The sequence below is a fragment of the Leucobacter luti genome (assembly GCF_019464495.1).
Classification (GTDB): Bacteria; Actinomycetota; Actinomycetes; order Actinomycetales; family Microbacteriaceae; genus Leucobacter; species Leucobacter luti_A.
In genome coordinates, this window is record NZ_CP080492.1 from 2,243,553 (window position 1) to 2,269,016 (window position 25,464).

Below are 25,464 nucleotides of genomic sequence, written 5' to 3' on the forward strand. Positions count from 1 at the left end.
CTCCGAGCGACACGCCGAGGTAGGGGTGTGGAGCAAAAATCTTTCGCCCCCCGGTGCCTGTGGATAACCACCCAACAGGCGCGGAATCTCGCCGAAGGTTCTCCCCAAGCAGCCCCGCAAACCCGTGGAAAGTCTGTAGAAAACTACATTGGTGTAACTACATCATGTTGTGGTCGGCGGAGGTGTGGTTCACTAGATGTAGTGCCTCGGCGTGGGGCACACGGTTTTCGAAGAAGGGCGTGAAATGGCCATCACGGTATACACCAAGCCGTCCTGCGTACAGTGCACCGCGACGTACCGCGCACTCGACAGCAAGGGTATTGAGTACAACATTCTCGATCTCTCGCAGGACGAGGCTGCACTGGAAACGGTGAAGGAGCTCGGGTACCTCCAGGCGCCCGTCGTCGTGACTGACGAAGAGCACTGGTCTGGCTTCCGCCCCGACAAGATCTCGGAGCTCGCTGGCCGCCTCGCCGAGTAGCGATTCTCAGTGGACGCCCGCGGCGGTTGGTGGCTTCGGCTACGAACAACGCGGGCGTTTTCTGAAGCAATCGGGATCTCACGGTGAACTGAGGAGGCACACAATGGCTGATCTGGTCTATTTTTCGAGCGTCTCGGGCAACACCGCTCGATTCGTGGAGAAGCTGGGTCGGCCAGCAGCCCGTATCCCCCTCTATCCCCGAGACGAGCCCCTGGTGGTGGATGAGCCGTTCGTGCTCCTCGTGCCCACCTACGGGGGCGGCCCTGAAACGAAGGCCGTTCCGAAGCAAGTCATCCGGTTCCTCAACGATGAGCGAAATCGGAAACACCTCCGCGGCGTGATGGCCGCGGGCAATACCAATTTCGGTGAGGCCTACGGCATCGCAGGCGAACTCATCGCGAGGAAGTGCCGCGTGCCATTCCTCTACCGATTTGAACTCTTTGGAACCCCGGACGACGTGACCGCCGTCCATGAAGGATTGGAACAGTTTTGGAAACAGCAGTGATGGAGTCGGGGCTCGAATCGTCCAAGATCAGCGAGATGGACTACCACTCGCTGAACGCGATGCTGAACCTGTACGACGCAGACGGCAAGATCCAGTTTGAAAAGGATCGCGAGGCTGCGCGACAGTACTTCCTGCAGCACGTCAACCAAAACATGGTGTTCTTCCACAACTTTGAAGAGCGCCTGCGCTATCTCATCGACAACGATTACTACGAGAAGGCGCTGCTGGACCAGTACTCGACGTCGTTCGTTGAGCAGCTCACCGACGAGGCGTACGCCATGAAGTTCCGCTTCCCCGCCTTCCTCGGCGCGTTCAAGTTCTTCACCTCTTACGCGCTGAAGACGTTTGACGGCAAGCGCTACCTCGAGCGCTTCGAGGACCGCGTCGTCATGGTGTCGCTGGGCCTCGCCCGCGGCGACGAGGAACTCGCACGCGGCTTCATGCGCGAGATGATCTCCGGTCGGTTCCAGCCGGCTACCCCGACCTTCTTGAACCTGGGCAAGGCCCAGCGCGGTGAGCTCGTTTCCTGCTTCCTGCTTCGTGTGGAAGACAACATGGAGTCGATCTCGCGCGGCATCAACTCCTCGCTGCAGCTCTCGAAGCGTGGCGGCGGCGTCGCGCTGTCACTCTCGAACATCCGCGAGTCCGGCGCACCGATCAAGAAGATCGAGAATCAGTCCTCCGGAATCATCCCAGTGATGAAGCTCCTCGAAGACAGCTTCAGCTACGCAAACCAGCTCGGAGCTCGCCAGGGTGCCGGTGCCGTATACCTGTCGGCGCACCACCCCGACATCATGAAGTTCCTCGACACGAAGCGTGAGAATGCGGACGAGAAGATCCGCATCAAGACGCTCTCGCTCGGCGTGGTTGTTCCTGACATCACGTTCGAACTCGCGAAGAAGAACGAAGACATGTACCTCTTCTCGCCGTACGACGTTGAGCGGATCTACGGTGTTCCCTTTGGCGACATCTCGATCTCCGAGAAGTACGCGGAGATGGTGGCCGACGCGCGAATCAAGAAGACCAAGATCAGCGCACGTCACTTCTTCCAGACGGTCGCTGAGCTGCAGTTCGAGTCGGGCTACCCCTACATCGTCTTCGAAGACACGGTGAACCGGGCGAACCCCATCAAGGGTCGCATCAACATGTCGAACCTGTGCTCCGAGATCCTCCAGGTCAACACCCCGACCACCTACAACGAGGATCTCAGCTACGACAACATTGGCAAGGACATCTCCTGCAACCTCGGGTCGATGAACATTGCGATGGCCATGGACGGCGGCGACCTCGCGGGAACCGTTGATCTTGCGATCCGCTCGCTCACCGCGGTGAGCGACATGAGCGCGATCACCTCGGTGCGCTCGATCGAGGACGGCAACGCGCAGTCCCACGCGATCGGCCTCGGCCAGATGAACCTGCACGGCTACCTTGCTCGCGAGCACGTGCACTACGGTTCGGAGGAGGGCATCGACTTCACGAACATCTACTTCTACACGGTGCTGTTCCACGCGCTGCAAGCCTCCAACAAGATCGCCATCGAACGCGGTGAGGTCTTCGGTGGCTTCGCTGACTCGAAGTACGCCTCGGGTGAGTTCTTCGACAAGTACACCGATGCCGCATGGGTGCCTGAGACGGATCGCGTGAGCGAGATGTTCACCGCATCCGGGATCGCGATCCCGACGCAGGAGGATTGGCGTGAGCTGAAGGCCAGCGTCATGGAGCACGGCATCTACAACCAGAACCTGCAGGCCGTGCCGCCGACCGGCTCAATCTCGTACATCAACAACTCGACGAGCTCGATCCACCCGATCGCGTCGAAGGTGGAGATCCGCAAAGAAGGCAAGCTCGGACGCGTGTACTACCCGGCTCCGTTCATGACGAACGACAACCTGGAATTCTACGCAGATGCGTACGAGATCGGGCCGGAAAAGATCATCGACACCTACGCCGCGGCAACGCAGCACGTCGATCAGGGGCTCTCGCTGACGCTGTTCTTCAAGGACACCGCCACCACCCGCGACATCAACAAGGCGCAGATCTACGCATGGCGCAAGGGGATCAAGACGATCTACTACATCCGCCTCCGTCAGCTCGCCCTCGAGGGCACCGACATGACCGAGTGCGTGTCCTGCATGCTGTAACCAGCCAGCAGCACGACCACCACTGACGCAGAGGACGTAGAGGAACAATCGCAATGAACTACAAGCTGGGACACGCGGTACAGGCGATCAACTGGAACCGGATCGAGGACGACAAGGACCTCGAAGTCTGGAACCGCTTGGTCAATAACTTCTGGTTGCCCGAGAAGGTGCCGCTGTCGAACGACGTGCAGTCGTGGGCCACGCTCACCCCTGACGAGCAACTGCTCACGATGCGCGTGTTCACCGGGCTCACCCTGCTTGACACGATTCAGGGCACCGTGGGTGCCGTGTCACTGATCCCTGATGCGCTCACCCCGCACGAGGAAGCCGTGTACACGAACATCGCATTCATGGAATCGGTGCACGCGAAGAGCTACTCGTCGATCTTCTCGACGCTGGCCTCGACGAAGGAAATTGACGACGCGTTCCGGTGGTCCACCGAGAACCCGAATCTGCAGAAGAAGGCGCAGATCATCGTCGACTACTACGAGGGCGACGACCCGCTGAAGCGTAAGGTGGCCTCGACGCTGCTCGAGTCGTTCCTGTTCTACTCAGGTTTCTACCTGCCCATGTACTGGTCGAGCCACGCGAAACTGACGAACACGGCTGATCTGATCCGCCTCATCATCCGTGACGAGGCTGTGCACGGCTACTACATTGGCTACAAGTTCCAGAAGGCGCTTGAGAACGAGACCGAGGAGCGCCGCCAGGAGCTCAAGGATTACACGTTCGAGCTGATGTACGAACTTTACGAGAACGAGGTGCGCTACACGCAGGATCTGTACGATCCGGTGGGCCTCACCGAAGACGTCAAGAAGTTCCTGCACTACAACGCCAACAAGGCGCTGATGAACCTGGGCTACGAGCCGATGTTCCCGAAAGAAATGACCGACGTGAACCCGGCGATCCTGTCGTCGCTCTCGCCGAACGCAGACGAGAACCACGACTTCTTCTCGGGCTCCGGCTCTTCCTACGTTATCGGCAAGGCTGAAGCCACCGAAGACGAGGACTGGGACTTCTAAAGCACCGGTTCAAAAGCTATATCTCTCAAATTGCCCTCGTTGGGTGAGTTCGCCAAGGCGGACTGCCCAGCGGGGGCATTTTTGGGTGTGCCGACATTTTGCCCACATTTCATTTCGTGCGCAGCCGCTCGGCACTCGCTCGAGCGAGCGGCGACCGTGTTGAGATCGTCACCACGGGTGTCTGCGGTGAGCGGACAGCGAGTGAGCCCCAATCGCGGCGCGGGCCAGAAGCCCGCCTCTCACTCGTGACGGCACGGTGAGTCACGCAACCTCGAACTTTCGCGTCCACTGTCCAGCCCCCATTTTGGGGTTTTCATAGACGGTGTCTCCGAGCCGTTCGCGTCGCTCGCGAGCTGCTGCGAGGCGCCGGTGGTGATCGTAGTATGCGCGGAACTGCCGACGTGTGATGCCAATCTCCAAGCAGATCTGATCGTAGTCTGAGTGGAGCGCAGTCATGGAATCCCAAAGTGGGGGATAGATGAGGCGAAATGCTGAGTGGAGATTCGCCCGCGACTCGTTCCGTGGGTGGTGTCCTGCGCAGTCATCGTTGACTGCGTGATCACACTCGTGCGCAAGGGTGGGGCGCAGGAGCTCGGAGCGGAGGTTCCTGTCAGAAATGACCATACGGCGCTCGGGCACCCAGATGGCATTGTGTCCGTTGAGGGTGTGGCGAACGTGGTGAATCTTCATCTGGTCGAGGTGCTCAAGAGGGTCGTATGCCGGGTCGTATTCAGGCACGAACATGGCTTCTCCTTCCGTGTTTTGGGTGCACTGATCTACGCGGCCTCTGTGCCGCTGTGTGTTCAGGGGTCTAGCTCTGACTGTGGTCGATCGGGTCGTCGCCCTTATCGTCGGCGGCAAACTTGCCTGCCCATGCCTCTTCGACGTTGTCGGGGACTTCTGTGTATTCGTGTTGGTCGGCATTGTGCCCGAAGCCACCGACAATGACGTTCGATTCGGATTCAGAGTTGAGCGGGTCTGCGGGATTGAGGCGAGTCTCGCCAGCCTCTACCCGGCGCAGAAACTCTTTCGTGAGTTCCAAATCGGTAAAGGAAGCCAGGCTCTGAGCGCGCCCGAGGTGCTGCGCCTCATCTTCAGTGATGAACCCGACAGAAACGAACGCCCTGGCAAAGTCGATGTCGTAGGCGCGGCAGATGGACACCACCGTTTCGACCGTGAGCGCATTCGTCCCGTTGAGCTGACGGTTCGTGGTTGACGCGTCCAACCCAGCGTGCGCTGCGATTGCTCGGACGCTCTTGGCTCCGGTAAGTCCGAGAAAGATGCTCGCTGCGGTCTCCATGTGATCATTTTGATGCATCTTTGCGTCAGAGTCAAGAAATTTTGCGCCGAAACTGCGCCAAAGCAAGGGTGTTGCGCGAGCGATGGCGCACATCTGACTCATTTGCACAGTATTCATGCCATACTTGCTACAGGTTGAAGCGAAGATGACACAAAGAATGCGGGTGCCTTATGGGAATCAGATTGAAGCCGGGCTTGGTGGAGAGGCTGCGTGAGACTCGCGGCCTGTCTTCGGATGCAGCCCTTGCTCGATTTGTCGGAGTCGATCGGACCACGCTGCGACGGATCATGGCGGGGGGTCAGCCCTCCGGGGCGTTCATCGCATGCTTCTGCTCTGCGTTCGGATTAGGGCTGGGGGAGGCGTTCGAGGTCGTGGATGCGTCAGCGCGCCGCAGGGTCGCAGCATGAGCATCTTGGAGTGGCGGTTCTCGGGGCGGGAATGTCCGTGCACCGATTGGAGTGCCTGCACTCCTCGCGGTAAGCGGCGCTGCGCTCGGTCATGAACTTGCTGTGAGCGGGTCCTCAAAGCGCGCGAACGGATTTCGATGCAGACGGCGTATCTGCCGTTTCGAGGGGTGTGATGTGCGCACCAGCGCTGGGGAATGCACGCGACCCGTCGATGGGCCAGCAGACGAGAGCTGGAACGTTCCCAGGGGCTCCCGGCGCCGGCGCGGCTGGCACCAGTTGTGAGTCGCGATACCGCAGGTTTCCTTCGCTTGAGGTCCGGGCCCGTGTATCCGCCTTCCGCTCCGGCTCACTCGCAGGAGGTGCTGGCGGCAGCGGCATCCGGGGCGTGAGCATCACGACGTTGCAACTGATCCAGGCCGCTGCTGCGGCGGGGCCAGCGCTCACCCGGAAGTTGCTCATTGTTCGGGATCTCGGCCCTGGCTTCGCTGCCGCATACCCAAATTTCGCCCGTGATGCGCTCGCAGATCGATCATCGGCACTGTCTTCGGACAATAACTACATAGCTGCACTGAATGTCTCTCAGATAGGTCTAGCCGTCATTGTGCGGTGGAAGAGCGCCCCAAACGCGGGGTCCGATGCCAACTACCGGCCCGGTTCTACAGGTGTAGCGATACATAACTACTTGGTCATGGTGACTGCCTTGCGGTGGAGGCGGGAGTGGCGCGGTAGTGGAAAGCCTGGCCGGTATGTCCCGGCAGCAACTGGCCCGCTTCGCAGCGGGAACCGGCGCGGGGTGAAGCGCAGAAATCTCCGTTGCCCCACGGCGCGGGATCAGGGACGGTCATCTGGTGAGTCGTTTGACCGCGGAGCACGTGATCGGCTGCCCTGCCGGCAGAAGCGTTGGTGGGAAGGCGGTCGAGCACCGAACGCAGCAGGGGTCACCATGTCCCAGATTGGCGAAGCGGCGACCCATGCACGTCGGGCGGGAGCACACGTAGGTGAGGTGTCACGGGCGCACGTGTCGGTGATGAATCAAGAAGAAACGGAGCGCGCGGGGTGCTGCGGCACACTAGGGCGTTCATTACTTCCCGACCGAGAACACTGTGTCGCTGAGGCCGCGTTCATTCGGTCCCAGAAGACCCTTGGCAGGGAAATGGTACTTCTGTGGGATGCCTGAGCAGAGGCGATCGCCTGCGAGTGGTCGTGAGGGTTTCAGGGGAGGCCGACGGCCGACTCACGTATTGACCAACACTTCACTCTTCTGCCCCGCCGTCGGTACGGACGGCTCCTACCTGGGCGATTGCGTGCAGCGGGGCGAGCCAAATCCTTCTCGGCCGGGGTGCACCAACTCGTTCTGCGTCGGGATGACAAACAGGGCGCTCCGTAACGCACACCACGTACGCCTCGGCTTCGGTCGGAGCGTTTCCTACCTCAGAAAGAAGTCCAATGCTCACTACTGATCGCGCCGTAGAGCGTCTGACCGAGAACCACACTGTGCGCCTGAATGGTGCCGAGTATGAATGCACCGCGCTGCTCACGCAGCTGCGCGAAGCCATCGCCTCATCGACTGGGGCCAGCGGCGGGAGCGAGGGCGGGGGGCTCATGAACCTTGCCGCTCTCACCCTGTGGGACAACATCGATGGAGTCGCGCGGGGCTGGCAGCAAACCTTCTGGGCGGGGCATCGTGGGGAGCTCGCACAGGTCATCCGGCGCCTCCCGAGGCTGATCCAGGCCGCTCACGTCCTCAACGAGATCGATGACGCACTGCGCGGGCGACTGGACGCACTGTTCGCCACATGGGTTACGCAGATTGAAGACCTATTTGACCCTCCCCGGGTGCAGGAGCTCACGGCACCCTGCCCGACATGTGGCGAGCGCTATCACCAAAAGGTGACGACCGACGAGCGGGGGGCCGTTATTGAGACCGTCCGGATGGCGGCCGTCATCATCCCCGTGAAGAGCGGGCGCGCCCTGGTGGCCGAATGCCGCAGCTGTGGGATGCATTGGGGCACCGAACGCGACCTCAGTGCCCTTGCCGCCGGTATGGGTATCGAGGCTGACGTCGCCGCACTCCAGAAGCTCCTCACAATATCGAGTTAGTGTGCGGCACATATCTCCGAAAGTGTGTTCTGCTCTCACTACGCGCTACAGCTCTGCAACGAACTGGGGCGCTTTTGTGTTTCTACGGGGCGCGCCTCACCCCAGTGCGCCCCTCGTGCTTCCCGGCCCACAAGGACTAAAAACCGGGATGAACCGGCCTCCGGCGGAGGCTGGCGGAACCGGTGTGCGACCAGCGATGACGCACAGACGTATTCACGTACGCCACCGCGTCGAAGCTTGCCGCGGCAGAATCTCCGCTCACGCGGACACTGGGAAACTGCATGGCGATACGCGGCAGATATCTTCCCTCCCCGCTTGATCGCGGGCCCCAACTTGGCATCCACCCCACCACCGGTAACGCAGCACACGCAATGATGCGGTCAGAGTGCGCGGTGGGTGCCGACCACACGTTCCAGCCCCCGAAGACACGAAAGCCGCGGGCGAGCTTGGAGCTATCCGATATCAATCACAACACGAAAGGAGAACCATGGAGCACAACCCCAAAGAATTCGAACAGGGCAGCTGCACACTTGGCGCTTCACCGATCGTTCCCGACTCGGAAGGGGATGAAGATGGCGACCATTAGTTGGCCACTCGCGAACTTCACGATCACCCAGGAGTTCCACTCAGGGCATACCGGCATCGACCTCGCTGCACCTATGGGAACTCCAATCTACGCAGCTGACGATGGGATCGTCGATAGCAGCGGAGACGGTGCGGACAACGGCTGGATGGGTGCGATTGCAGGGCTGTACGTCCTCATTCGTCACTCGTGGGGCTACACCGGATATGCGCACGTAAGTAGTTACGTTGTGTACGCCGGGCAGTCGGTCAAACGAGGACAGGTCATTGCCTATGTCGGTTCCACCGGCATGTCGACCGGTCCGCACTGCCACTTTGAGACGCTCCCGCTCAACCCGAACTGGAGCGTCGTTTCTGGCCGCGTAAACCCGCGCAGCCACACCATCATCCCCTTTGGCGGCGAAATCACCCCGCCGCCAACCCCCTCGATCAGAAAGAACAAAAAAATGTTTATTGTTTTCTACGCAGACGCATTCGGTGCCGGCCAGCCTGGCTGGAATGTTGTTGGAACCCCTCGTCGCCTCATCCTCACTTCGCAGGATGCAGCGAACAACATCGCAAGGCAGCTCGGTATTGCCAACGCATACATCTGCACGTCGTCGGCTCCGTGGAATAAGTTCCTTGCAGCCTCCGCAGCCTAGCCACGGTCAAAGCGACTCTTGCACTAGGTGAGTAGCGGGCGGGGGTCCACGTCCTCGGTGTGGACCCCCGCCTACGGCCGCCCGCCATCGCACAGCAGATCCGCCGTCGCAATCGCGAGCGTTCTCGGGTGTGCGGGGAACCTGTTTCAAGTGAATTGTTGCGCTGGGTGCTTTGCCGTGGACTCTGCGCGCGAGAACAGAGCCTGGACACGAAAGAAATTGCTTGCGACGAGCGCGTGAGCAAACAGGCGGCCACACCCCTGCGGACTCTCCGCGCCGCTGGAAACCAGAGGATGAAAGTTGCAACGACACGGATCGTGCCTGGACCGTGCGCCAGCGCCCCCGCGAGAAGACGCGGGCATCGCTGCGCCTCGGATTCGTTGAGCACTGCGAGAGCCGACTGCATTCCGAGGTGGGTGGCGCGAGCGGTGACAGGAGCAAGACGAACGTCCTTGCGAATGAGCGGGAACAACCGGCTCCGGGACCGTAGCCGCGTATCACGCTCGCTACAGAGAGCATTCATGGCCTGAGCGTTGTGAGCGTCCTCGCCACTGCGACTCGAACGCTTCACGCTGCGAGCGTTGGAGCGCAGTGACTCGGCGAGGCGGGGACGTGGAGGTGACGGTACCTCTGGTGAAGGGCGAGCTCGTGGCTGCTCAAGTGGCCGGTGAATCATCCGAGAGGAACAGCTTGATGGTGAGAAGTGACACGTTTCCCCACACCTATGAGTGCGAAGACTGCGGCCGCGATGACCACCTGAGTGTCAAAGCACTGCTGATGTGTCCCTGCAGGAATAGGCACTGCGACGACAGAGAGTAGCGGTGCATTGGGGACGCTCCTGGCCCCGGGCTGAAACCACCACCAGCACTAGATCAACTTGTACATGCCCTGCCAGTCGCGGGCCAGCGTATTTTGAGGCGGACTCATGGCGAAAGACCTTGACGCATATATTGCCGCGCTGCGCGGTCAGTTCATCGATGTCGACGCTGTGTTCGGTGCGCAGTGTTGGGACCAGTTCAGCCACTACGCAATGTGGCTGGGCGTCCCAGCGTGGCCGACGTACACGAATGCCGGAGGAACTTCCCCTCACGGGGGCTACGCGTGCAATGTGCACCACAACGCAGCGTCTGCGGGGCTGAACGAATGGTTCGAAATCCTGCCTGCGACGGTGACGCCCCGCAGGGGAGATGTTGTGTTCTGGGAGTACGGATCAGCCTGGTACCCCTCGTCACACGTCGCGACCGTGCTCGAGGTGTTGGCCGGCAACCGCATGCTGCGTTGCCTGACCCAAAACCCTGGAGCCGTGCAGATCGCGGATCTGATCACCGACGGGATCGTCGGGTACTTGCGACCTCGCGTGGCGATCGTTGGGACCCCAGACGCGCAGAGAACTTCAGCGCTCACCACGAAAGAGAGGAGCGAGGAGCTCGAAATGGCAAACCACTACATCGCGAAGACCGAGGCAGGCAGGCAGATCAACGCGATCTTCAATACCCAGTCGGGATTCTTCCACGAGTTTGAGTCCAGAGACGGCGAGTACAACACGAACGTCGCACGAACCTTCGGCGTGAAAGACCCGACGTCGCTCGTTTCGGTGTCGCACTACGACGCTGTCAAGCGCGACGCAGCGACGCTGAGAGCCGGCACGGCATGAGTGTCGTAGCGCAGATTCTGATGGCCGCGGGTATCGCACTTGTGCTGAGCGCGGTCGTGCTTGCGGCCAAGCTCTGGATCGAGAGGCGCAATGAATGAGCGAAGATGCGGAGTCTTACAGTCAGGCTGAGATCGTCCGGCTACTCAAACGTCTCGACAAGAACGTCGACGAGCTCGGCACCGATCTGAAGCGACTCAAAGGAAACTACGTGAGTCGGGCGGAGTGGGATATGCGGACACAGTTCGTAGACCGTGAGCTTCGGGACGTGAAAGCAACCGTGGCCGCAACTCAGCCTGTGCGGGTCTCGGGCTGGGGCATCGCTGGCTTCGTCGTGTCCGCACTCGTCGGCACCGGATCACTGATTGGCCTGAGCGTGGTGCTCATTCAAAACCTCAAGTGAAAGGAGCCCAGATGCTCAACACATCGTTCTGGATCGCTGCCGCTGAGCGTGCAGTGAAGACGTGTGCACAAACCGCGGTTGCGATCCTCAGTGCAGGCGCTACCGGAGTGCTCGATGTCGAATGGGGGCAAGTGATGTCAGTCGCTGGCCTCGCAGCGGTGGTGTCCGTCCTGACCTCAATCGCGTCTGATGGGGTCGGGAATCCTGGTCCGTCACTCGGAGGCGAGCAGCTTGGTCGCCACGCCGGATAGTGCGAAGCGCTGCTCCACGTACTTCTCGCCGAAGACGCGCTCTGAACTCCCGCAGGAATTCCGAGCTCAGGCAGGAAGGGATCGGTGAGTTTCTCCTGTCGGAGCTCGAATCTCCTGCGGGAGTTCAGGCCCGCCTGGCTGCACATGCCTCCGGCCAAGCGACACCCCTCACACGACAACGGGGGTGGCGCGTGCCAAGCACGCGCCACCCCCGCATCTGGTGAAGGCTAGTTCACATCCTCATCGACCCAGTTGCTCGACTTCTCCACTGCCTTACGCCAGTTCCGCAGCAGGCGGTCGCGCTCGGTCGCGTCGAGTGACGGCTCCCAGCGGCGGTCTTCCTGCCAGTTCGCGGATAGATCGTCGAGCCCAGACCAGAAGCCGACGGCGAGGCCCGCAGCGTACGCGGCGCCGAGCGCGGTCGTCTCAGCGACCACGGGGCGCACGACGGGAACTCCGAGCATGTCGGCCTGGAACTGCATGAGCGCGTTGTTTGCGACCATGCCACCGTCCACCTTCAACTCGGTGAGGTCAACGCCAGCATCGGCGTTCACCGCGTCGAGTACGTCACGCGTCTGGTAGGCGACCGCTTCGAGCGCCGCACGGGCAACGTGGCCCTTGTTCGCGTAGCGGGTGAGACCCAGGATCGCGCCGCGCGCATCCGGTCGCCAGTACGGCGCGAAAAGGCCCGAGAACGCAGGCACGATGTACACGCCGCCGTTGTCGGGGACGCTGTCTGCCAGTTCTTCAACCTCGGGCGCGCTGCTGATGATCCCGAGCTGATCGCGCAGCCACTGGATGAGCGAGCCGGTGACCGCAATCGACCCTTCCAACGCGTAGTGCGCAGGCCCGTCACCGAGCTTGTAGCCGACGGTCGTGAGGAGCCCGTTCTTCGAGTGGACGATCTCCTCGCCCGTGTTGAAGATCAGGAAGCAGCCGGTGCCGTAGGTGTTCTTCGACTCGCCCGCTGTGAAGGCGGCCTGTCCGAATGTCGCGGCCTGCTGGTCGCCCAGGATCCCCGAGATGGGGGTTTCGCGCAGCAGCGAGGAGTCCTCAGCCACGCCGTACACCTCGGAGGAGGACTTGATCTCCGGGAGCATCGAGCGCGGAACGCCGAAGGCCTCGAGGATGTCGTCACGCCACTCGAGCGTCTTCAGATCCATGAACATGGTGCGGGAGGCGTTCGTTACATCGGTCACGTGTACGCCACCCTCGGCGCCGCCGGTGAGGTTCCACAGCACCCACGCGTCTGTCGTGCCGAAGAGCAGATCTCCTGCATCGGCGGCCGCGCGGGCCCCTTCGACGTTCTCCAGGATCCAGGCAATCTTGGTGCCCGAGAAATACGTCGCGAGGGGAAGCCCCACGACCTCCTTGAACCGGTCGATGCCACCGTCGGCCGCGAGGCGATCCACGATGTCCTGCGTCCGGGTATCCTGCCACACGATCGCGTTGTAGATCGGCTTGCCGGTCTTGCGGTTCCACACCACTGTGGTTTCGCGCTGGTTGGTGATGCCGATTGCTGCGATGTCGTGCCGAGTGAGATCGGCGCGCCCCAGGGCGATGCCGATCACCTCCTGCACGTTCTGCCAGATCTCCGAGGCATCGTGCTCGACCCAGCCGGCCTGCGGCATGATCTGCTCGTGTTCCTTCTGCCCGACCGAGATGATGGTGCCGAGGCGGTCGAAGATGATCGCGCGGCTAGAGGTCGTGCCCTGGTCGATGGCGATAACGTACTGAGACATAATCTTCCCTTCTTACCGGTAAAAACTTTTCTGTGTGCGAGCGCTTACGCCGCGAGGCCCAAGAGCGCCGGGGCGGCGAAGGCTGCAATAGCGCCACCGACGAGCGGGCCAGCTACCGGCACCCACGCGTAGGACCAGTCGCTTGCGCCCTTGCCCTTAATGGGGAGAATAGCGTGTGCGATGCGCGGGCCGAGATCACGCGCAGGGTTGATGGCGTAGCCGGTGGGTCCGCCGAGTGATGCACCGATACCGACGACGACGAGGGCGACAGGAAGGGCAGCCAGCGGTCCGAGACCCCCGGGAACGCCGATGTTGATGTCACCGTAGTCGGCAAACGCGAAGACTGCGAAGACGAGCACGAAGGTGCCGATGACCTCGGTGAGGAAGTTCCAGCCGTAGGAGCGAATCGCGGGGCCGGTCGAGAAGACGCCGAGCTTGTTCGCCGCGTCAGGCTCCTCATCAAAGTGCTGCCGATAGGCAACCCAGCAGAGGATCGCTCCAATAATGGCGCCGAGCATTTCGGCCGCGGTCGCGATGAAGAACTGGGTGGCGGTGATCTTGCCTGCAATGAGCAGACCGAATCCGACGGCGGGGTTCAGAATCGCGCCGGAGTACGCCGAAGCGAGGACACCGATGAACACTGCGAGGCCCCAGCCCCAGTTGATCATCAGCGTCCCGCCGCCATTGCCCTTGGTCTTGGCAAGGATGACGTTGGCGACTACGCCGCAGCCGAGGAGCACGAGGAGTCCCGTGCCGACGGCCTCGGAGAGGAAGTACAGCCCGAGGTTGAGTTCTTGCATGTCGTCATTGACCTTTCGGTTTCGAGCCCCTCAACGTGAGGTGCGCGGAGCGGAGTGAAGGTGCGCACGGATGACGGTCGTCCGTGCGCGGAACTGCGGTACAACGGAAGTGCGGTCGAGCTATGGATCGATCGTGCGGTATGCCTGGTCTTGCGGTCTTGCGGTCTTGCGGTCTTGCGGTCTTGCGGTCTTGCGGATTGTGGGCGCTGTGCAACGCGTGCGGTGCAGCCGCGCCGACGCTAGGCGTCGAGCAACGCTGCGCCAGTCTCGGTGTCGATCCGGTGCGATTCGCGCAGGAGATCGACCATGCGCGCAACTTCGATTGCGACGCGGTCGGCGCCCCAGCCGAGTGCTGGCGCGATGGCTTCAGCCGCGGCCTGCAGCTTCTCCACCGTGAGGCCACCGACGAACGCGAGCGACGTGCGGCGTAGCAGGAGGTCGTCGAGGTGAACGACCTGCTCGGTCGAGGCGAGATGCGCGAGTTCTTCTGCGGTGTAGCCGGGCAGGCTCGGGAGTGCATGAGCAGTCTCCGGCTCGGCGCGCAGCAACTCCTCGGCGCGGGTGCCGTAGCGCGAGAGCAACTGGGCGACACGATCCGACTCGCGCCCATCTGAGTGCGTGGTGAGCCAGGTGGTGCGCTCGGCTGCGCTGCGGGGGAAACCGGTACCACCGCCAATGGAGAGTGTCTCGGTGCTCTGTGTGCGCGAGGCGCCGAGTAGCTCGAGCACCTCGTTGCTCAGATGCTCCGCGAGTGCGCGGAAAGTGGTCCACTTGCCGCCGACGAGGCTGAGCAGGGGGACACCCTCGACGGAAGAAGCCACGATCCGGTAGTCACGCGAGACAAAACCGGGGGTCGTGTCATCGTGGCGGGGGAGCGGGCGGATGCCGGAGAAGGTGTACACGATCTGCGAGCGATCAACGGTGATGGTCGGGAACACATGCGCCACCAGATCGAAGAAATAGTCGACCTCTTCACTGGTGCACACCGGAGCCTCGCGCGGATCCGCGTCGATGTCCGTGGTGCCCACGAGCACACGATCCTTCAGCGGGTAGATCAGCACGATGCGCCCGTCCGAGTGCTCGAAGAAGATCTCGCGCCCACCGGTTGCAGCGAGCAGCTCGGGGTTGTCGAGCACGATGTGCGACCCCTTGGTTCCGCCCATGTATTCAGTTGGTGTGCCGAGCGCTGCGTTCGTGAGGTCCGTCCAGGGGCCGCTGGTGTTGACGATGACGCGCGCCGTGAAGTCGAACTCCTCGCCCGTATCCTCGTCGCGCAGTCGCACGCCTCCGTCAGTGAAGTTCACTGCGGGCATGTAGTTCGCCGCGCGAGCGCGATCTCCGCCGGCCACTTCGCCGTCGTGCAGCACATCGAGCGCGAGCCGCTCGGGGTCGTGCATCGACGCGTCGAAGTAGGTCGCTGTGTAGGAGAGCGACGGGTTCATGTGTGGCAGTTCTGCCATCGAACGCTTGCGGCCGAGGAAGCGGTGCCTGGGGACCTGGCCGCCATCGCGCGAGAACGTGTCGTACATCATGAGGCCCATTTTGATGAGCGCTGCGCCGCGCTCGCGGGCTTTGCCGCGCCCGTGCGTGACGAGAAGGCGGAAGGGGGCGGACAGGATGCCGGAGAAGGTCGAGTAGATCGGAATCGTGGTCTCGAGCGGCTTCACATAGTGAGGTGCTGCGCGGAGGAGGCGATTGCGCTCAGTGACGGATTCTTTGACGAGGCGGAACTCGCCGTTCTCGAGGTATCGGATCCCACCGTGGATCATGTGGCTGGACGCCGAGGACGCACCAGATACGAAGTCGCCTCGCTCGACGAGTGCGACGTCGACGCCCTGCAGCGCCAGGTCGCGGAATGTCGCAATGCCATTGATGCCGCCCCCGATGATGAGGACGTCCGCGTGTGGACGGTCGCGGAGCTGTTGGACAGAGCTTCGGGTGCGTGACATGAGGCCATTCCAGGATCGGGATTCTGATGTGCACCCTCAGGATCTCCGCGACTGCACCCCGGTGCAAACTGTTTGCACAAACGTGCAGAATTCCACGGAGTGAGAGAGAATGTGACCAGGGATGAAGGGATGGGTGGCATGAAGTCTGAACACGCGCTCCGCGCTGCGCAGCTGTACTACCAGCACCACCTCACCATGGAGGCGATTGCTCAGGAACTGCGGGTTTCGCGGTCTACAGTCTCTCGATTGCTCACCACTGCGCGCGAAACGGGGCTGGTCCAGATCTCGGTGCGCTCTCCGAAAGAACTGGGCAGCAAGCTCGAGAAGCGAATCGCTGAGCTGTACGGCATCCGCGCGCACGTTGTTGCAATCCCGCCAGGCGCATCAGGGCCGGAACGGTTGGAGCGGACCGCCCGTGCCGCTGCGCATCGCCTCGCCGCCGCAGTGACCGACCACTCAAAGATCGGTGTCGCGTGGGGCACCACGATGAGTGCCGTCGCTCGTCATCTGCCGGTCAAAGCCGCGCACGGTACGAGCGTGGTGCAGATGAACGGCGCCGCAAACGTGCAGAGTATGGGGATCTCCTATACGGCCAAGTTGCTGGGCGATTTCAACCGTGCGTTCTCTTCTGCGGTGTACGAATTCCCCGTTCCCGCGATCTTTGATGAGCAGGCGACGCGTGAAGCGCTGTGGCGCGAGAGCTCGGTGCTGGGGGTGCTGAGGCTGCAGTCGTCGGTTGACATCTTTGCCTTCGGGCTTGGATCGCGGCTCGGTGAGCCTCGCTCACACGTCTACTCGGGCAGCTATCTCACCCAGCGAGATCTGGGCGATCTCGGAGAAGCGGATGTCGTGGGAGACTGCGCGACAGTGTTCTTCCGGGCCGACGGAAAAACTGAGGGAGTGCCCATCAATGCGCGCACGAGCGGTCCCTCGTTCAATACGGTGCGCCGCATCCCCCACCGCCTGTGCGTGGTCACCGGGACCTCGAAGCTCCAGAGCCTGAAAGGCGCGCTGCGGGGCGGGATCATCACGGAGCTCGTGCTTGACGAAGAACTGGCCAGGCTGGTGGTGCAGTAGCGCGATTCCCTGGCCCAAAGCGCGAATGATACGGGAGCGACGGTTACGCTTGGGGCATGCACCTGAACGAAACTCGCGCCTGGAACCAGTCCTATGCTCCGGGCACGCCGATCGACATTGAACCAGTGACAGGGTCACTGGTGGATCTTCTTGATGAGCGCTGCCTGCAGTGGTCGGAGCGCGACGCCATCAGTTTCTTCGGCCGTACGGTGAGCTATCGGGAGCTGGGCGAGCGGGTGGCGCGGGTCGCTCAGGGCCTCGCAGATCTGGGCGTGAAAGCGGGCGACCGGGTCGCGCTCATCATGCCGAACGCCCCACAGCACGTGATTGCGTTTTACGCGGTGCTGCGGCTCGGGGCCGTTGTGGTGGAGCATAACCCGCTGTACACGAGGGACGAGCTTGAGGTGCAGTTCCGGGATCACGGGGCGACAGTCGTGGTGGCCTGGACGAACGTGGTCGCGACGCTGCAGTCGCTGCCGGCGGAACTCGGGATCGAAACGATCGTTGCGGTCGACGTGACACGGGCGATGCCGTTCGCCACGCGTGCAGCGCTGCGTTTGCCCATTCAGAAGGCCAAGGAATCGCGCGCGAAGCTGTTCACGGCGACGACTGGAACGGTCGCGTTTGAGCAGCTTGAGCGCTCCCGGATGCTCGCCGGAACGCACCCGCGCCCCGGCCGTGACGACATCGCATGTCTGCAGTACACCTCGGGGACAACGGGTGTGCCCAAGGGGGCCATGATCTCGCACGGCAACCTGTGGGCGAATGCGCGCCAGGGCGCGGCCTGGATGCCCGATTTCGAACGCGGAGCCGGCAGCATTTACGGGCTGCTCCCCATGTTCCACTCATTCGGAGTGCTGCTCTCAGTGATCTACTCCGTTGAGACGGGCTCGCGCGCGGTGCTCTTTCCCACCTTTGATCCAGAACTCGTGTCGCAGGCCGCAAAGCGCTTTCCACCGACGTTTGTGCCCGCCGTCCCGCCCATGTTTGATCGGCTCGCTCGCGTTGCACGAGACGGGAAGCTCGATCTGAGCGGAGTGGTGTACGCGATTTCCGGGGCAATGACCCTGACCCCGGCGGTCGTGGACCGCTGGGAGGCACTCGCGGGGAGCATGCTGAACGAGGGTTACGGACTCACCGAGACGAGCCCGGTGGCGCTGGCGAATCCCTTTAATGAGGCTCGAAAGATCGGGGCAATCGGGATCCCGTTCCCATCGACCGACATTCGCGTTGTGGACCCGGAGAACCCGAGCCGCCAGGTTGAACTGGGCGAGGTAGGCGAACTCTTGATCGCTGGACCCCAGGTATTCCAGGGGTACTGGAACCGGCCGGAGGAGAGCGCCGCCGCGATGCACGACGGCGAGTGGCTGCGCACCGGCGATCTAGTGGTGCAGGATGATGACGGCTTCGTGACCGTGGTGGACCGCAAAAAGGAGCTGATCATCACCGGCGGTTTCAATGTCTCTCCGAGCGAGGTCGAGCGCGTGGTGAACAGCGTGCCGGGCGTCGCCGAATCTGCGGTGGTCGGTGTGCCGCGCGGTGGAGGTGCCGAGATCGTGACCGCTGCCGTGATTCTGGAACCGGGCGCGGTGTTCGACGAGGCGGCAGCACGCGACGCCGCTCGTGAGCAGCTCGCTGAGTTCAAGCGGCCGAGCACCTACATCGTCTGGGAAGAGCTTCCGAAATCGCTGATCGGGAAGGTGCTGCGTCGCAAGGTGCGCGATGCGCTCGTCGCCAACCGCAATGCCGTGCGCGCGACCGTCGACGAAGAATAGGCGGAGTACGGGCCCCAGGGCGCTGTGACGCGAACCTGTTGACCCGCCGGCTAAGGTCGCCCGCGGAACGCGCGCGCAAGCAGCCGATCGAGCACGATGTAGACGTATCCCACGCCAACCAGTGCAATTGTCAGCACCACGATCCACAGCGCGACCCCGCCAACACCGTGCCGTGCGAAGTCGAGGAATGGATACGCATAGTTGACCCCGCCGGCAAACTCACCGCCCGACGTGCCATAGCTGATCGCGTACACGAGGTACGCGTAGGGGAGCAGCGTCCACAGCAACGGATCAGTCCATCGCAACCGCCCCTTGGGGACGAAGAGGAGCCAATCCAGGATCAGCAGAATCGGGGTGATGATGTGGATCAGGTTGTCGGTCAGTGAGAACGGCACATAGTCGCCCTCCTGCTGGAACGTGGCGGGCACGAGGACAATCAGGTAGACGAGGAATGTCACCGTGATCGCCATCATGACGGTGCCGCTCCACCGGGCCGACGGCGTTGAGAGGCCGCGCGGGCCGGTCTCCGTGATATCTCGCAGCGTGCGCACGATCAGGAGCACGACCCAGACGAGGCACAGGAGATTGCTGAGCACGGTGTAGTAGCGCAGTGCGCCCCAAGTGGGCTCGGCGGTGAATACGCCCGTGATGCGGATCAGGCCGGTGAGAATCAGCGCGAGCGAGATGACCCGGAATGCAAGAGCAGCCAGACGCGATGTGAGTGCACCGTCCGAGATCAGGCTCAGGCGAGCGGGGGCGGAGGGGGCTGCCGGCTGCGCGGCGTGCGGTGGGTGTGAGGTCACCGGTCTATTTCACCACGGGAGGACGCTACACGTGGGAAACCGCGCGCACTAAGATGGACTGATATCTGCCGTGCGGGAATCACGGCTCGGGCGGGACTCACGGAGGTGGCGTGCATGAAGCGGGGCCGCCTCGACCAGCGCACGATCGTGGATGCGGTGTTGGAACTCGCGAGTCGGGAGCCGCAGGCGCGGATCACGTTCAAGCGGTTGGGTGAAGCACTCGGCGTTGACGCCACCGCAATGTACCGCCACTTTCGCAACAAAGACGAGCTGACGCGCGCGGCACTTGATCGCTTGGCCGAGACGGCGACCGCCGACGCTCGCGCGAGCACCGGTGATTGGCGCGACCGGATCGAGCGGTTCGCAACTCGGATGGCGGAGCTGAGCCTGGAGCACCCCGCGATCGGAGCGGAGGGCGCAGTGCTCGATCCGGTCGGGCCCGGAGACGTCGCCTCTGACGAGTTCATTCTTGAGATGCTGACGTCCGCGGGACTTTCTGGCGCGGGCCTCATCCGTGCCTACGCCGCGATCTCAGGTTTTACGCTCGCGCAGAGTGCCGCGTTGGCTCAGGAAGCGCTGGTGCGCCGGGATATCGCGCGGGATGGATCGATCCCGTGGATCAGCACGTTCGGATCGGTCGACCTTGCAGGGTTCCCGCATGTGCGGGAACATCGCGACCAGCTCCTCGCGATCGACGGCCTCACCGTGTACCGAGCCGGGATCACAGCGATCCTGGATTCGATTTCACGCTCTGCCGCTGCCGCATAGCCGCCGAGGCGGCGGCAGCGCCCTACTCGAAGATGTCGCCGAGGAAGTCGAACGGGCTCTTCTTTTTCTTGTACCGAGGATCGCGGTAGCGTCCATCACTCGAGTACCCGTCGCGGCGGCGCTCGTCGTAGCCGCGCTGGCCGTGCCGCGGGTCAACGTAGGGCTGCTGCGGGGGCACCGGCTGTGAATACTGCTGCTGTGGTGGCAGGGGTGGAGCCACTTGCTGGGGGGCCGGTGCCTGCTGCTGAGCCGTGAATGATTCGGCCTCGGCCTGGGCCCGGTCCAGCATCTTGTCGAGCTCTCCGCGGTCGAGCCAGATGCCGCGGCACTGAGGGCAGTAGTCGATCTCAATGCCCTGTCGCTCACTCATGAGCAGGGTCGTTCCGTCGCTAGGGCAATTCATGGTTCTCAGCGTAGGGTGCGGGGCATCTCGTGTGCGCGGATGGCCCGGAACTGGGGGCGTATTCGAAGCTTGGCGAGCACACGAGGCGACGCGGAACGGGCAAGCACGCGCCGGAGCTGCCGATGCACGTCGGAGTTCCCGATGCACGCCGGTGTTACCGGAGCCGCCGGAGCCCCCGGGGCTGCCGGAGCTGCCGGGGCTGGCTCGGCCAGGGGCGCCAGCCGTGTCAGTGGCGCCTGCGGCTATGCCCACCCCACCACGAGCCGAGCCGCTTCATGGGGGATCACCGGATTGACGCCGGTGAGGTCAGTGAATCGATGCAGCCGGTTCGTGAGCGTGTTGCGGTGGCAGAAAAGTTCTTCGGCAGAAACTCCGATGTTCCCGGTTCGCAGATAGCTCCGCACAGCCTCCTCGAGCCGAGTGCGTTCTGCATCGCCGCACTGGGCGAGTGCGGCGTGGACATCAGCGATCACTGGGTTGCCCGAGGACAGCAAGCTGTGCGCCGCAAGCCGGGCCCATCCTCGTGACCAGGTCATCGCGCCTGTCTCCTCGGCGGCCAGCACGTGTGCGAGATCGCGGGCCACGTGCGCCGCACCGCGGAGATCGGCGAGCCCATCTCGCGCACTCGCGAGCCCGATGCGGAGGTCAAGGAGTTCTCGGTACCGCTCGTCGATGTGCGAGCCGGGCAGATCGATCTGGCGGGTGAAGGCGATGAGCGTGTCATCGAGGTGATGTGTGTAGGTGATTCCGCCTGCACGGTCGAGCTCTGACACCGCGAAGCGGAGGGCGGGAATATCGTCGCCCACCGCCGCCGTGACCGTCAGCTCCGTGTGCGGTGGGAGGCCCAGATCGCCCGAAATCGCCGCGAGTCGTTCGGCCGCGGGGGGCGGATCCTGGAACACCGCTGCGATGAGGCCTCGCCGCACCGAGTCCTCTTCTTCGCGCATGCGCTGTTGTTCAGCGACGTAGGCCTGCTGCGTCTGGCCGGCGTACTCATCGACCGTGCGCAGGACGATGCCGGTGTGGCGCACGATGAGTTCGGCGTCCGCTGGGTCGGCAATTCTGGTCAGTGCTTCCCAGAGCACGGCGAAGTCGGCGCGAATGGCGGTCATCAACGAGGTGATGGGGATCCGCGCTCTGGCGCGCGACACCCCGACATCTCGCGCAACGGGGATCGCTTCGGTGAGTCCTCCGGCCCGCAAGCCGTCGACGAGGGCAATGAACGAGAGCCGCCCCGTTCGCCGCACTTCGGAGAGTGGCACAGGGGGTGGATCGTACCCGGGCACTGTGACGATGTGCGTCAGAAACGTGTCCGTGAGCGCGTGGGGATCGAGCTGATCAAGGAGCTCGAGCCATCGCTTGCGGTCGCCGGGAGCGGGGGTGTCACTGAGCGGCGGGCGGGGTGCAGCGGGCATATCGCCCATATTATGTGCATATGCACTGTTTCTGGGGGAAATTTGGCGACGAAAGGTGGCTTCTGCTGGGCGATTCACCTGGCATTCTCGAGTAGCAAGCCCCGGCATCTCGGTGGCCGCCCCGCCCCAGAACCGGCACCCTCGACGGAGAGAGAGCAATGAGCGAGATCACCAACACGACGTCAATCGAGTATGACGCGACACAGCAATTAGACGTGAAGGACGCCAATAAGGTGGCGCTCGGAGCGCTCATCGGCACCGCACTCGAGTGGTACGACTTCTTCCTGTTCAGCGCCGCAGCAGCGCTGGTGTTCAACGTCCAGTACTTCGCCAGCGAGAATGCGACGGCAGCAGCGCTCGCCTCCTTTGCGACGTTCGGTGTCGGCCTGGCCGCCCGTCCGATCGGCGGCATCATCTTTGGTCGCATGGGCGACCGGGTGGGGCGCCGCAAGGTGCTCATGATCACGATCGTTGGCATCGGTATTGTCACGGGGCTCATCGGTATGCTGCCGACCTACGCAGCGATCGGCATCGCCGCCCCGATCCTGCTCGTGCTACTCCGTGTCGTGCAGGGGCTGTTCGTCGGCGGAGAGTGGTCGGGTGCGATGACCATCGTGGTGGAGAATGCGCCGCTGCACCTGCGCGCGAAGTACGCCGCGATTCCCCAGATCGGCTCCCCCATCGGCACCATCCTCTCCTCGGGTGGGTTCTTCATCATGACTCTCGTGTTCTCACAGGAGAACTTCGATGCCTGGGGCTGGCGGATCCCGTTCCTCATCGCAATTCCGCTCCTGCTTGTCGCCGTGTACATCCGCAGCAAGCTCGAGGAGTCCCCGGTGTTCCGGCAGCTGGAGGAGTCCGGCGAGGTCGTGAAGAGCCCGGTGCTCACCACGTTCAAAGACAGCTGGCGCCAGATCATCGTCGGCATGGCCGCAGCATTGCTCGGTGTGGGCGGGTTCTACCTCGTGACGGCATTCTGCGTCTGGTACGGCGTCAATGTGCTCGGCTACTCGCCCTCCCTGATGCTGCTCGGCAGTATGGTAGCCGCGGCAGTCGAGATTGCTGCGTTGCTCTGGGGCGGAAGCCTGGGCGCGAAGTACGGTGCGAGCCGCGTGATCATTTGGGGCGGCGTCGCCTCGGCCGTTGTCGCGGTCCCCGCGTTCCTCCTGCTGTCTTCCGGCATTCCCGTACTCGTCGTGATTGCCATGACCCTCGCCGTCTGCACGCTCTCGCTCCCGTACGCCGCGTCCGGCACCGTGCTCACGGGATTGTTCCCCGCGAAAACGCGCTACACCGGCGTTGGCCTCGCCCAGAACGTCGCTGGCATGCTCTCCGGCTTCATCCCGCTCGCCGCGACCGGCCTCGTCGCCATGGCAGCCAACCACTGGTGGCCCGCCGCTGCGATGCTGGTCTTCTTGTCGCTCTTCACTGCAGTGGCCGGCGTTCTCGCGCCTCGTCTGAGCGTCAAACTGCCAGGGTTCAAACACTAAGCAGGCGAGCGCCGCGGGATCCGGTCAGCCGTCCTGACCGGGTCCCCATCTCAGCTATTCACTCCAATCCGAAAGAGTCACATCACCATGTCACAGTCAGCCGGTCACCTGATCGTGCGCACGCTCGAATCTCACGGCGTGGAGCGGATCTATGCCGTCCCAGGGGAAAGCTACCTCGACGTGCTCGATGGGCTGCACGATTCCCCGATCGAAACTGTGGTGTGCCGCCACGAGGGCGGTGCAGGGTTCATGGCGCTCGCCGAGGGGCGGTTGACCGGCCGCCCAGGTATTGCGATGGTGACCCGGGGGCCCGGGGCTGCGAACGTGATGATTTCCGTGCACACTTCCTGGCAAGACGCGACTGCGCTGGTGGTGTTCGTCGGCCTGGTGCCCGTCGCGGACCGAGAACGCGACGCATTCCAGGAGTTTTCTCTCACCGGATGGTTCGGATCGACTGCGAAGCGCGTCATGACCATCGATGATCCTGATCGGGCGGGCGAGCTTGTTGCTGAGGCGATCCGGATCGCAGCGAGCGGTCGGCCGGGCCCAGTGGTCGTGGGACTGCCAGAGGATCTGCTGATGCATCAGACAGCGTCCCCTGTGCCAGCGGTGACGCGCGCGCCTCGTCCGGCCCCCGCGGCAGACGAGTTGCAGGAACTCGTGCAGCGGCTCGCGCGTGCAGAACGGCCCGCGCTGGTGCTCGGCGGCGACGGCTGGCACGACGGATGCGGCAGCCTGCTCGCGGACTTTGCGGGTGCAGCGGGGATTCCCGTGTTCAGTGACTGGCGCGCGTATGACGCGATCCCGCACACCTCGCCCGCCTGGGCAGGGTGGCTGGGATACGGGCGAGCGGATGCGGTCGTAGCTGGCTACGGCGCAGCTGACCTGCTCGTCTTTGTGGGAGGCACACGATCCGATGTGCTGAGTGAGGGGTACACACTCGGTCTTGACACCGAGACAGTGCTCGTACTCTCTGATCCCAACGCCGCGACGCACGCCGGTCGGATCGACCAGCACATCCTTGCAACGCCTGCGACGTTCACCGCAGCGCTCGCCGCAGTCGAGCCCGCCGCCGCACGCGGCAACCGCGCGGACACGTGGGTGCAGGAACGCGCCACCGCGCAGCGGGCGTTTGCGACGCACCGAGCAGACGCTGCGGTCGCAACCGGCGAGCCGGCAGCGGCGACACCCGCGGATCTCGGCGTCGACCTCGGCGTCGCATTCGGCTTGCTTGATGACCGGCTTGCGGGCAACGCGACCCTGACGTTCGGAGCGGGCAACGCGACGATCTGGGCGCATCGCTTCGTGCAGCACCATCTCCCCGCGAGCCTCGTCGGCGCTCGGAACGGTGCAATGGGCCTGGCCGTGCCTGCTGCGATCGCGGCATCGCTCGCGCATCCCGGCCGGCGTGCCGTCGCCGTCTGCGGCGACGGAGACTTCCTCATGAACGGGCAGGAGCTCGCCACCGCATTTGCACACGGAGCGGCTCCGCTCGTGATCGTGGTAGACAACGGGATCTACGGCACCATCGTGCAGCACCAAGAGCGGCACTACCCCGGCCGCCCGTCTGGCACCGCGATGGCAAACCCGAATTTTGCCGAGCTCATGCGTTCATTTGGCGGCCATGGCGAGCGAGTCACCCGCACCGAGGACGTCGCCGCGGCGCTGGATCGTGCGCTGGCCGCCACGGGACCTGCCCTGCTCCATCTCGTAGTTGATGCATCAGTGATGCCCCCAGCGTCGAGCGAGGTGTGAGCG

The 25,464-nt window shown here is 63.2% G+C and carries 23 protein-coding genes; 15 read left to right on the forward strand and 8 right to left on the reverse strand.

Annotation, left to right across the window (positions count from 1 at the left end; translation table 11 throughout):
• Positions 1–244 precede the first annotated feature (244 nt).
• The 4 genes from nrdH (at position 245) to nrdF (ending at position 4,149) form a co-directional block, all read left to right on the forward strand.
• Positions 245–481 (forward strand): glutaredoxin-like protein NrdH, encoded by a 237-nt coding sequence (gene nrdH, locus K1X41_RS10130; protein WP_132206565.1) that lies wholly within the window; start codon positions 245–247, stop codon positions 479–481.
• A gap of 103 nt (positions 482–584) precedes the next feature.
• Positions 585–986: a class Ib ribonucleoside-diphosphate reductase assembly flavoprotein NrdI gene (nrdI, locus tag K1X41_RS10135; protein ID WP_132206567.1), complete on the forward strand. Its 402-nt coding sequence runs from the start codon at positions 585–587 to the stop codon at positions 984–986.
• Positions 986–3,127 (forward strand): class 1b ribonucleoside-diphosphate reductase subunit alpha, encoded by a 2,142-nt coding sequence (gene nrdE, locus K1X41_RS10140; protein ID WP_132206709.1) that lies wholly within the window; start codon positions 986–988, stop codon positions 3,125–3,127. Before nrdI ends, nrdE begins: the two co-directional genes overlap by 1 nt.
• 53 nt (positions 3,128–3,180) lie before the next feature.
• Entirely contained in the window at positions 3,181–4,149 is a 969-nt protein-coding gene (nrdF, locus tag K1X41_RS10145) for a class 1b ribonucleoside-diphosphate reductase subunit beta (protein ID WP_132206569.1), read from the forward strand.
• A gap of 261 nt (positions 4,150–4,410) precedes the next feature.
• Here the strand turns inward: nrdF and K1X41_RS10150 are convergent, their stop codons facing one another.
• Positions 4,411–4,893 carry a hypothetical protein gene (locus K1X41_RS10150; protein WP_132206575.1) on the reverse strand — a complete coding sequence of 161 codons (483 nt, stop codon included), beginning with the start codon at positions 4,891–4,893 and terminating at the stop codon, positions 4,411–4,413.
• 67 nt (positions 4,894–4,960) lie between these two features.
• Positions 4,961–5,449: a hypothetical protein gene (locus K1X41_RS10155; protein ID WP_133616453.1), complete on the reverse strand. Its 489-nt coding sequence runs from the start codon at positions 5,447–5,449 to the stop codon at positions 4,961–4,963.
• Positions 5,450–5,619: 170 nt separating this feature from the next.
• On the opposite strand from K1X41_RS10155, the gene K1X41_RS16135 reads away from it, so the two are divergent.
• The 6 genes from K1X41_RS16135 to K1X41_RS10185 all read left to right on the forward strand — a co-directional run bounded on the left by K1X41_RS16135 (position 5,620) and on the right by K1X41_RS10185 (position 11,484).
• Positions 5,620–5,856: a helix-turn-helix domain-containing protein gene (locus K1X41_RS16135; RefSeq protein WP_220174522.1), complete on the forward strand. Its 237-nt coding sequence runs from the start codon at positions 5,620–5,622 to the stop codon at positions 5,854–5,856.
• Positions 5,857–7,302: 1,446 nt separating this feature from the next.
• Positions 7,303–7,956 carry a DUF7341 domain-containing protein gene (locus tag K1X41_RS10165; protein ID WP_220174523.1) on the forward strand — a complete coding sequence of 218 codons (654 nt, stop codon included), beginning with the start codon at positions 7,303–7,305 and terminating at the stop codon, positions 7,954–7,956.
• Between the two features lie 572 nt (positions 7,957–8,528).
• The gene (locus K1X41_RS10170) at positions 8,529–9,179 is read left to right on the forward strand and encodes a M23 family metallopeptidase (protein ID WP_208107873.1); all 651 of its coding nucleotides are present in this window, start codon (positions 8,529–8,531) and stop codon (positions 9,177–9,179) included.
• A 925-nt stretch (positions 9,180–10,104) separates the two neighbouring features.
• On the forward strand, positions 10,105–10,833 hold the full coding sequence (locus K1X41_RS10175; protein ID WP_220174524.1) for a CHAP domain-containing protein: 729 nt from the start codon (positions 10,105–10,107) through the stop codon (positions 10,831–10,833).
• A gap of 94 nt (positions 10,834–10,927) precedes the next feature.
• Positions 10,928–11,233, forward strand: a complete 306-nt coding sequence (locus tag K1X41_RS10180; protein ID WP_220174525.1) for a hypothetical protein — start codon at positions 10,928–10,930, stop codon at positions 11,231–11,233.
• Positions 11,234–11,244: 11 nt separating this feature from the next.
• Positions 11,245–11,484: a holin gene (locus tag K1X41_RS10185; protein ID WP_220174526.1), complete on the forward strand. Its 240-nt coding sequence runs from the start codon at positions 11,245–11,247 to the stop codon at positions 11,482–11,484.
• Positions 11,485–11,711: 227 nt separating this feature from the next.
• Here K1X41_RS10185 and glpK read toward each other — a convergent pair whose 3' ends face one another.
• From glpK to K1X41_RS10200, 3 genes are all read right to left on the reverse strand, one after another.
• Positions 11,712–13,226 (reverse strand): glycerol kinase GlpK, encoded by a 1,515-nt coding sequence (gene glpK, locus K1X41_RS10190; RefSeq protein WP_132206591.1) that lies wholly within the window; start codon positions 13,224–13,226, stop codon positions 11,712–11,714.
• A 44-nt stretch (positions 13,227–13,270) separates the two neighbouring features.
• Positions 13,271–14,026, reverse strand: a complete 756-nt coding sequence (locus K1X41_RS10195) for an MIP/aquaporin family protein (protein WP_132206593.1) — start codon at positions 14,024–14,026, stop codon at positions 13,271–13,273.
• Positions 14,027–14,265: 239 nt separating this feature from the next.
• Entirely contained in the window at positions 14,266–15,975 is a 1,710-nt protein-coding gene (locus K1X41_RS10200; protein WP_220174527.1) for a glycerol-3-phosphate dehydrogenase/oxidase, read from the reverse strand.
• A 138-nt stretch (positions 15,976–16,113) separates the two neighbouring features.
• Between K1X41_RS10200 and K1X41_RS10205 the strand changes: the two genes are divergently transcribed.
• Both K1X41_RS10205 and K1X41_RS10210 read left to right on the forward strand, forming a co-directional pair.
• Positions 16,114–17,052: a sugar-binding transcriptional regulator gene (locus K1X41_RS10205; protein ID WP_243642978.1), complete on the forward strand. Its 939-nt coding sequence runs from the start codon at positions 16,114–16,116 to the stop codon at positions 17,050–17,052.
• A gap of 56 nt (positions 17,053–17,108) precedes the next feature.
• Positions 17,109–18,827, forward strand: coding sequence for an AMP-binding protein (locus K1X41_RS10210; RefSeq protein ID WP_220174528.1), 1,719 nt, complete (start codon positions 17,109–17,111; stop codon positions 18,825–18,827).
• 50 nt (positions 18,828–18,877) lie between these two features.
• Here the strand turns inward: K1X41_RS10210 and K1X41_RS10215 are convergent, their stop codons facing one another.
• Positions 18,878–19,630: a Pr6Pr family membrane protein gene (locus tag K1X41_RS10215; RefSeq protein ID WP_220174529.1), complete on the reverse strand. Its 753-nt coding sequence runs from the start codon at positions 19,628–19,630 to the stop codon at positions 18,878–18,880.
• Positions 19,631–19,744: 114 nt separating this feature from the next.
• Between K1X41_RS10215 and K1X41_RS10220 the strand changes: the two genes are divergently transcribed.
• The gene (locus K1X41_RS10220; RefSeq protein WP_132206601.1) at positions 19,745–20,398 is read left to right on the forward strand and encodes a TetR/AcrR family transcriptional regulator; all 654 of its coding nucleotides are present in this window, start codon (positions 19,745–19,747) and stop codon (positions 20,396–20,398) included.
• A gap of 22 nt (positions 20,399–20,420) precedes the next feature.
• On the opposite strand, the gene K1X41_RS10225 is transcribed toward K1X41_RS10220, so the two are convergent.
• Together K1X41_RS10225 and K1X41_RS10230 are read right to left on the reverse strand one after the other, a co-directional pair.
• Entirely contained in the window at positions 20,421–20,801 is a 381-nt protein-coding gene (locus K1X41_RS10225; RefSeq protein ID WP_220174530.1) for a TFIIB-type zinc ribbon-containing protein, read from the reverse strand.
• A 242-nt stretch (positions 20,802–21,043) separates the two neighbouring features.
• Complete coding sequence (locus K1X41_RS10230) at positions 21,044–22,216, reverse strand: helix-turn-helix domain-containing protein (RefSeq protein WP_220174531.1); 1,173 nt, start codon at positions 22,214–22,216, stop codon at positions 21,044–21,046.
• Between the two features lie 158 nt (positions 22,217–22,374).
• Between K1X41_RS10230 and K1X41_RS10235 the strand changes: the two genes are divergently transcribed.
• Positions 22,375–23,706 carry an MFS transporter gene (locus tag K1X41_RS10235; RefSeq protein WP_132206607.1) on the forward strand — a complete coding sequence of 444 codons (1,332 nt, stop codon included), beginning with the start codon at positions 22,375–22,377 and terminating at the stop codon, positions 23,704–23,706.
• 87 nt (positions 23,707–23,793) lie between these two features.
• Entirely contained in the window at positions 23,794–25,461 is a 1,668-nt protein-coding gene (locus K1X41_RS10240; protein ID WP_220174532.1) for a thiamine pyrophosphate-dependent enzyme, read from the forward strand.
• Positions 25,462–25,464: the final 3 nt, after the last annotated feature.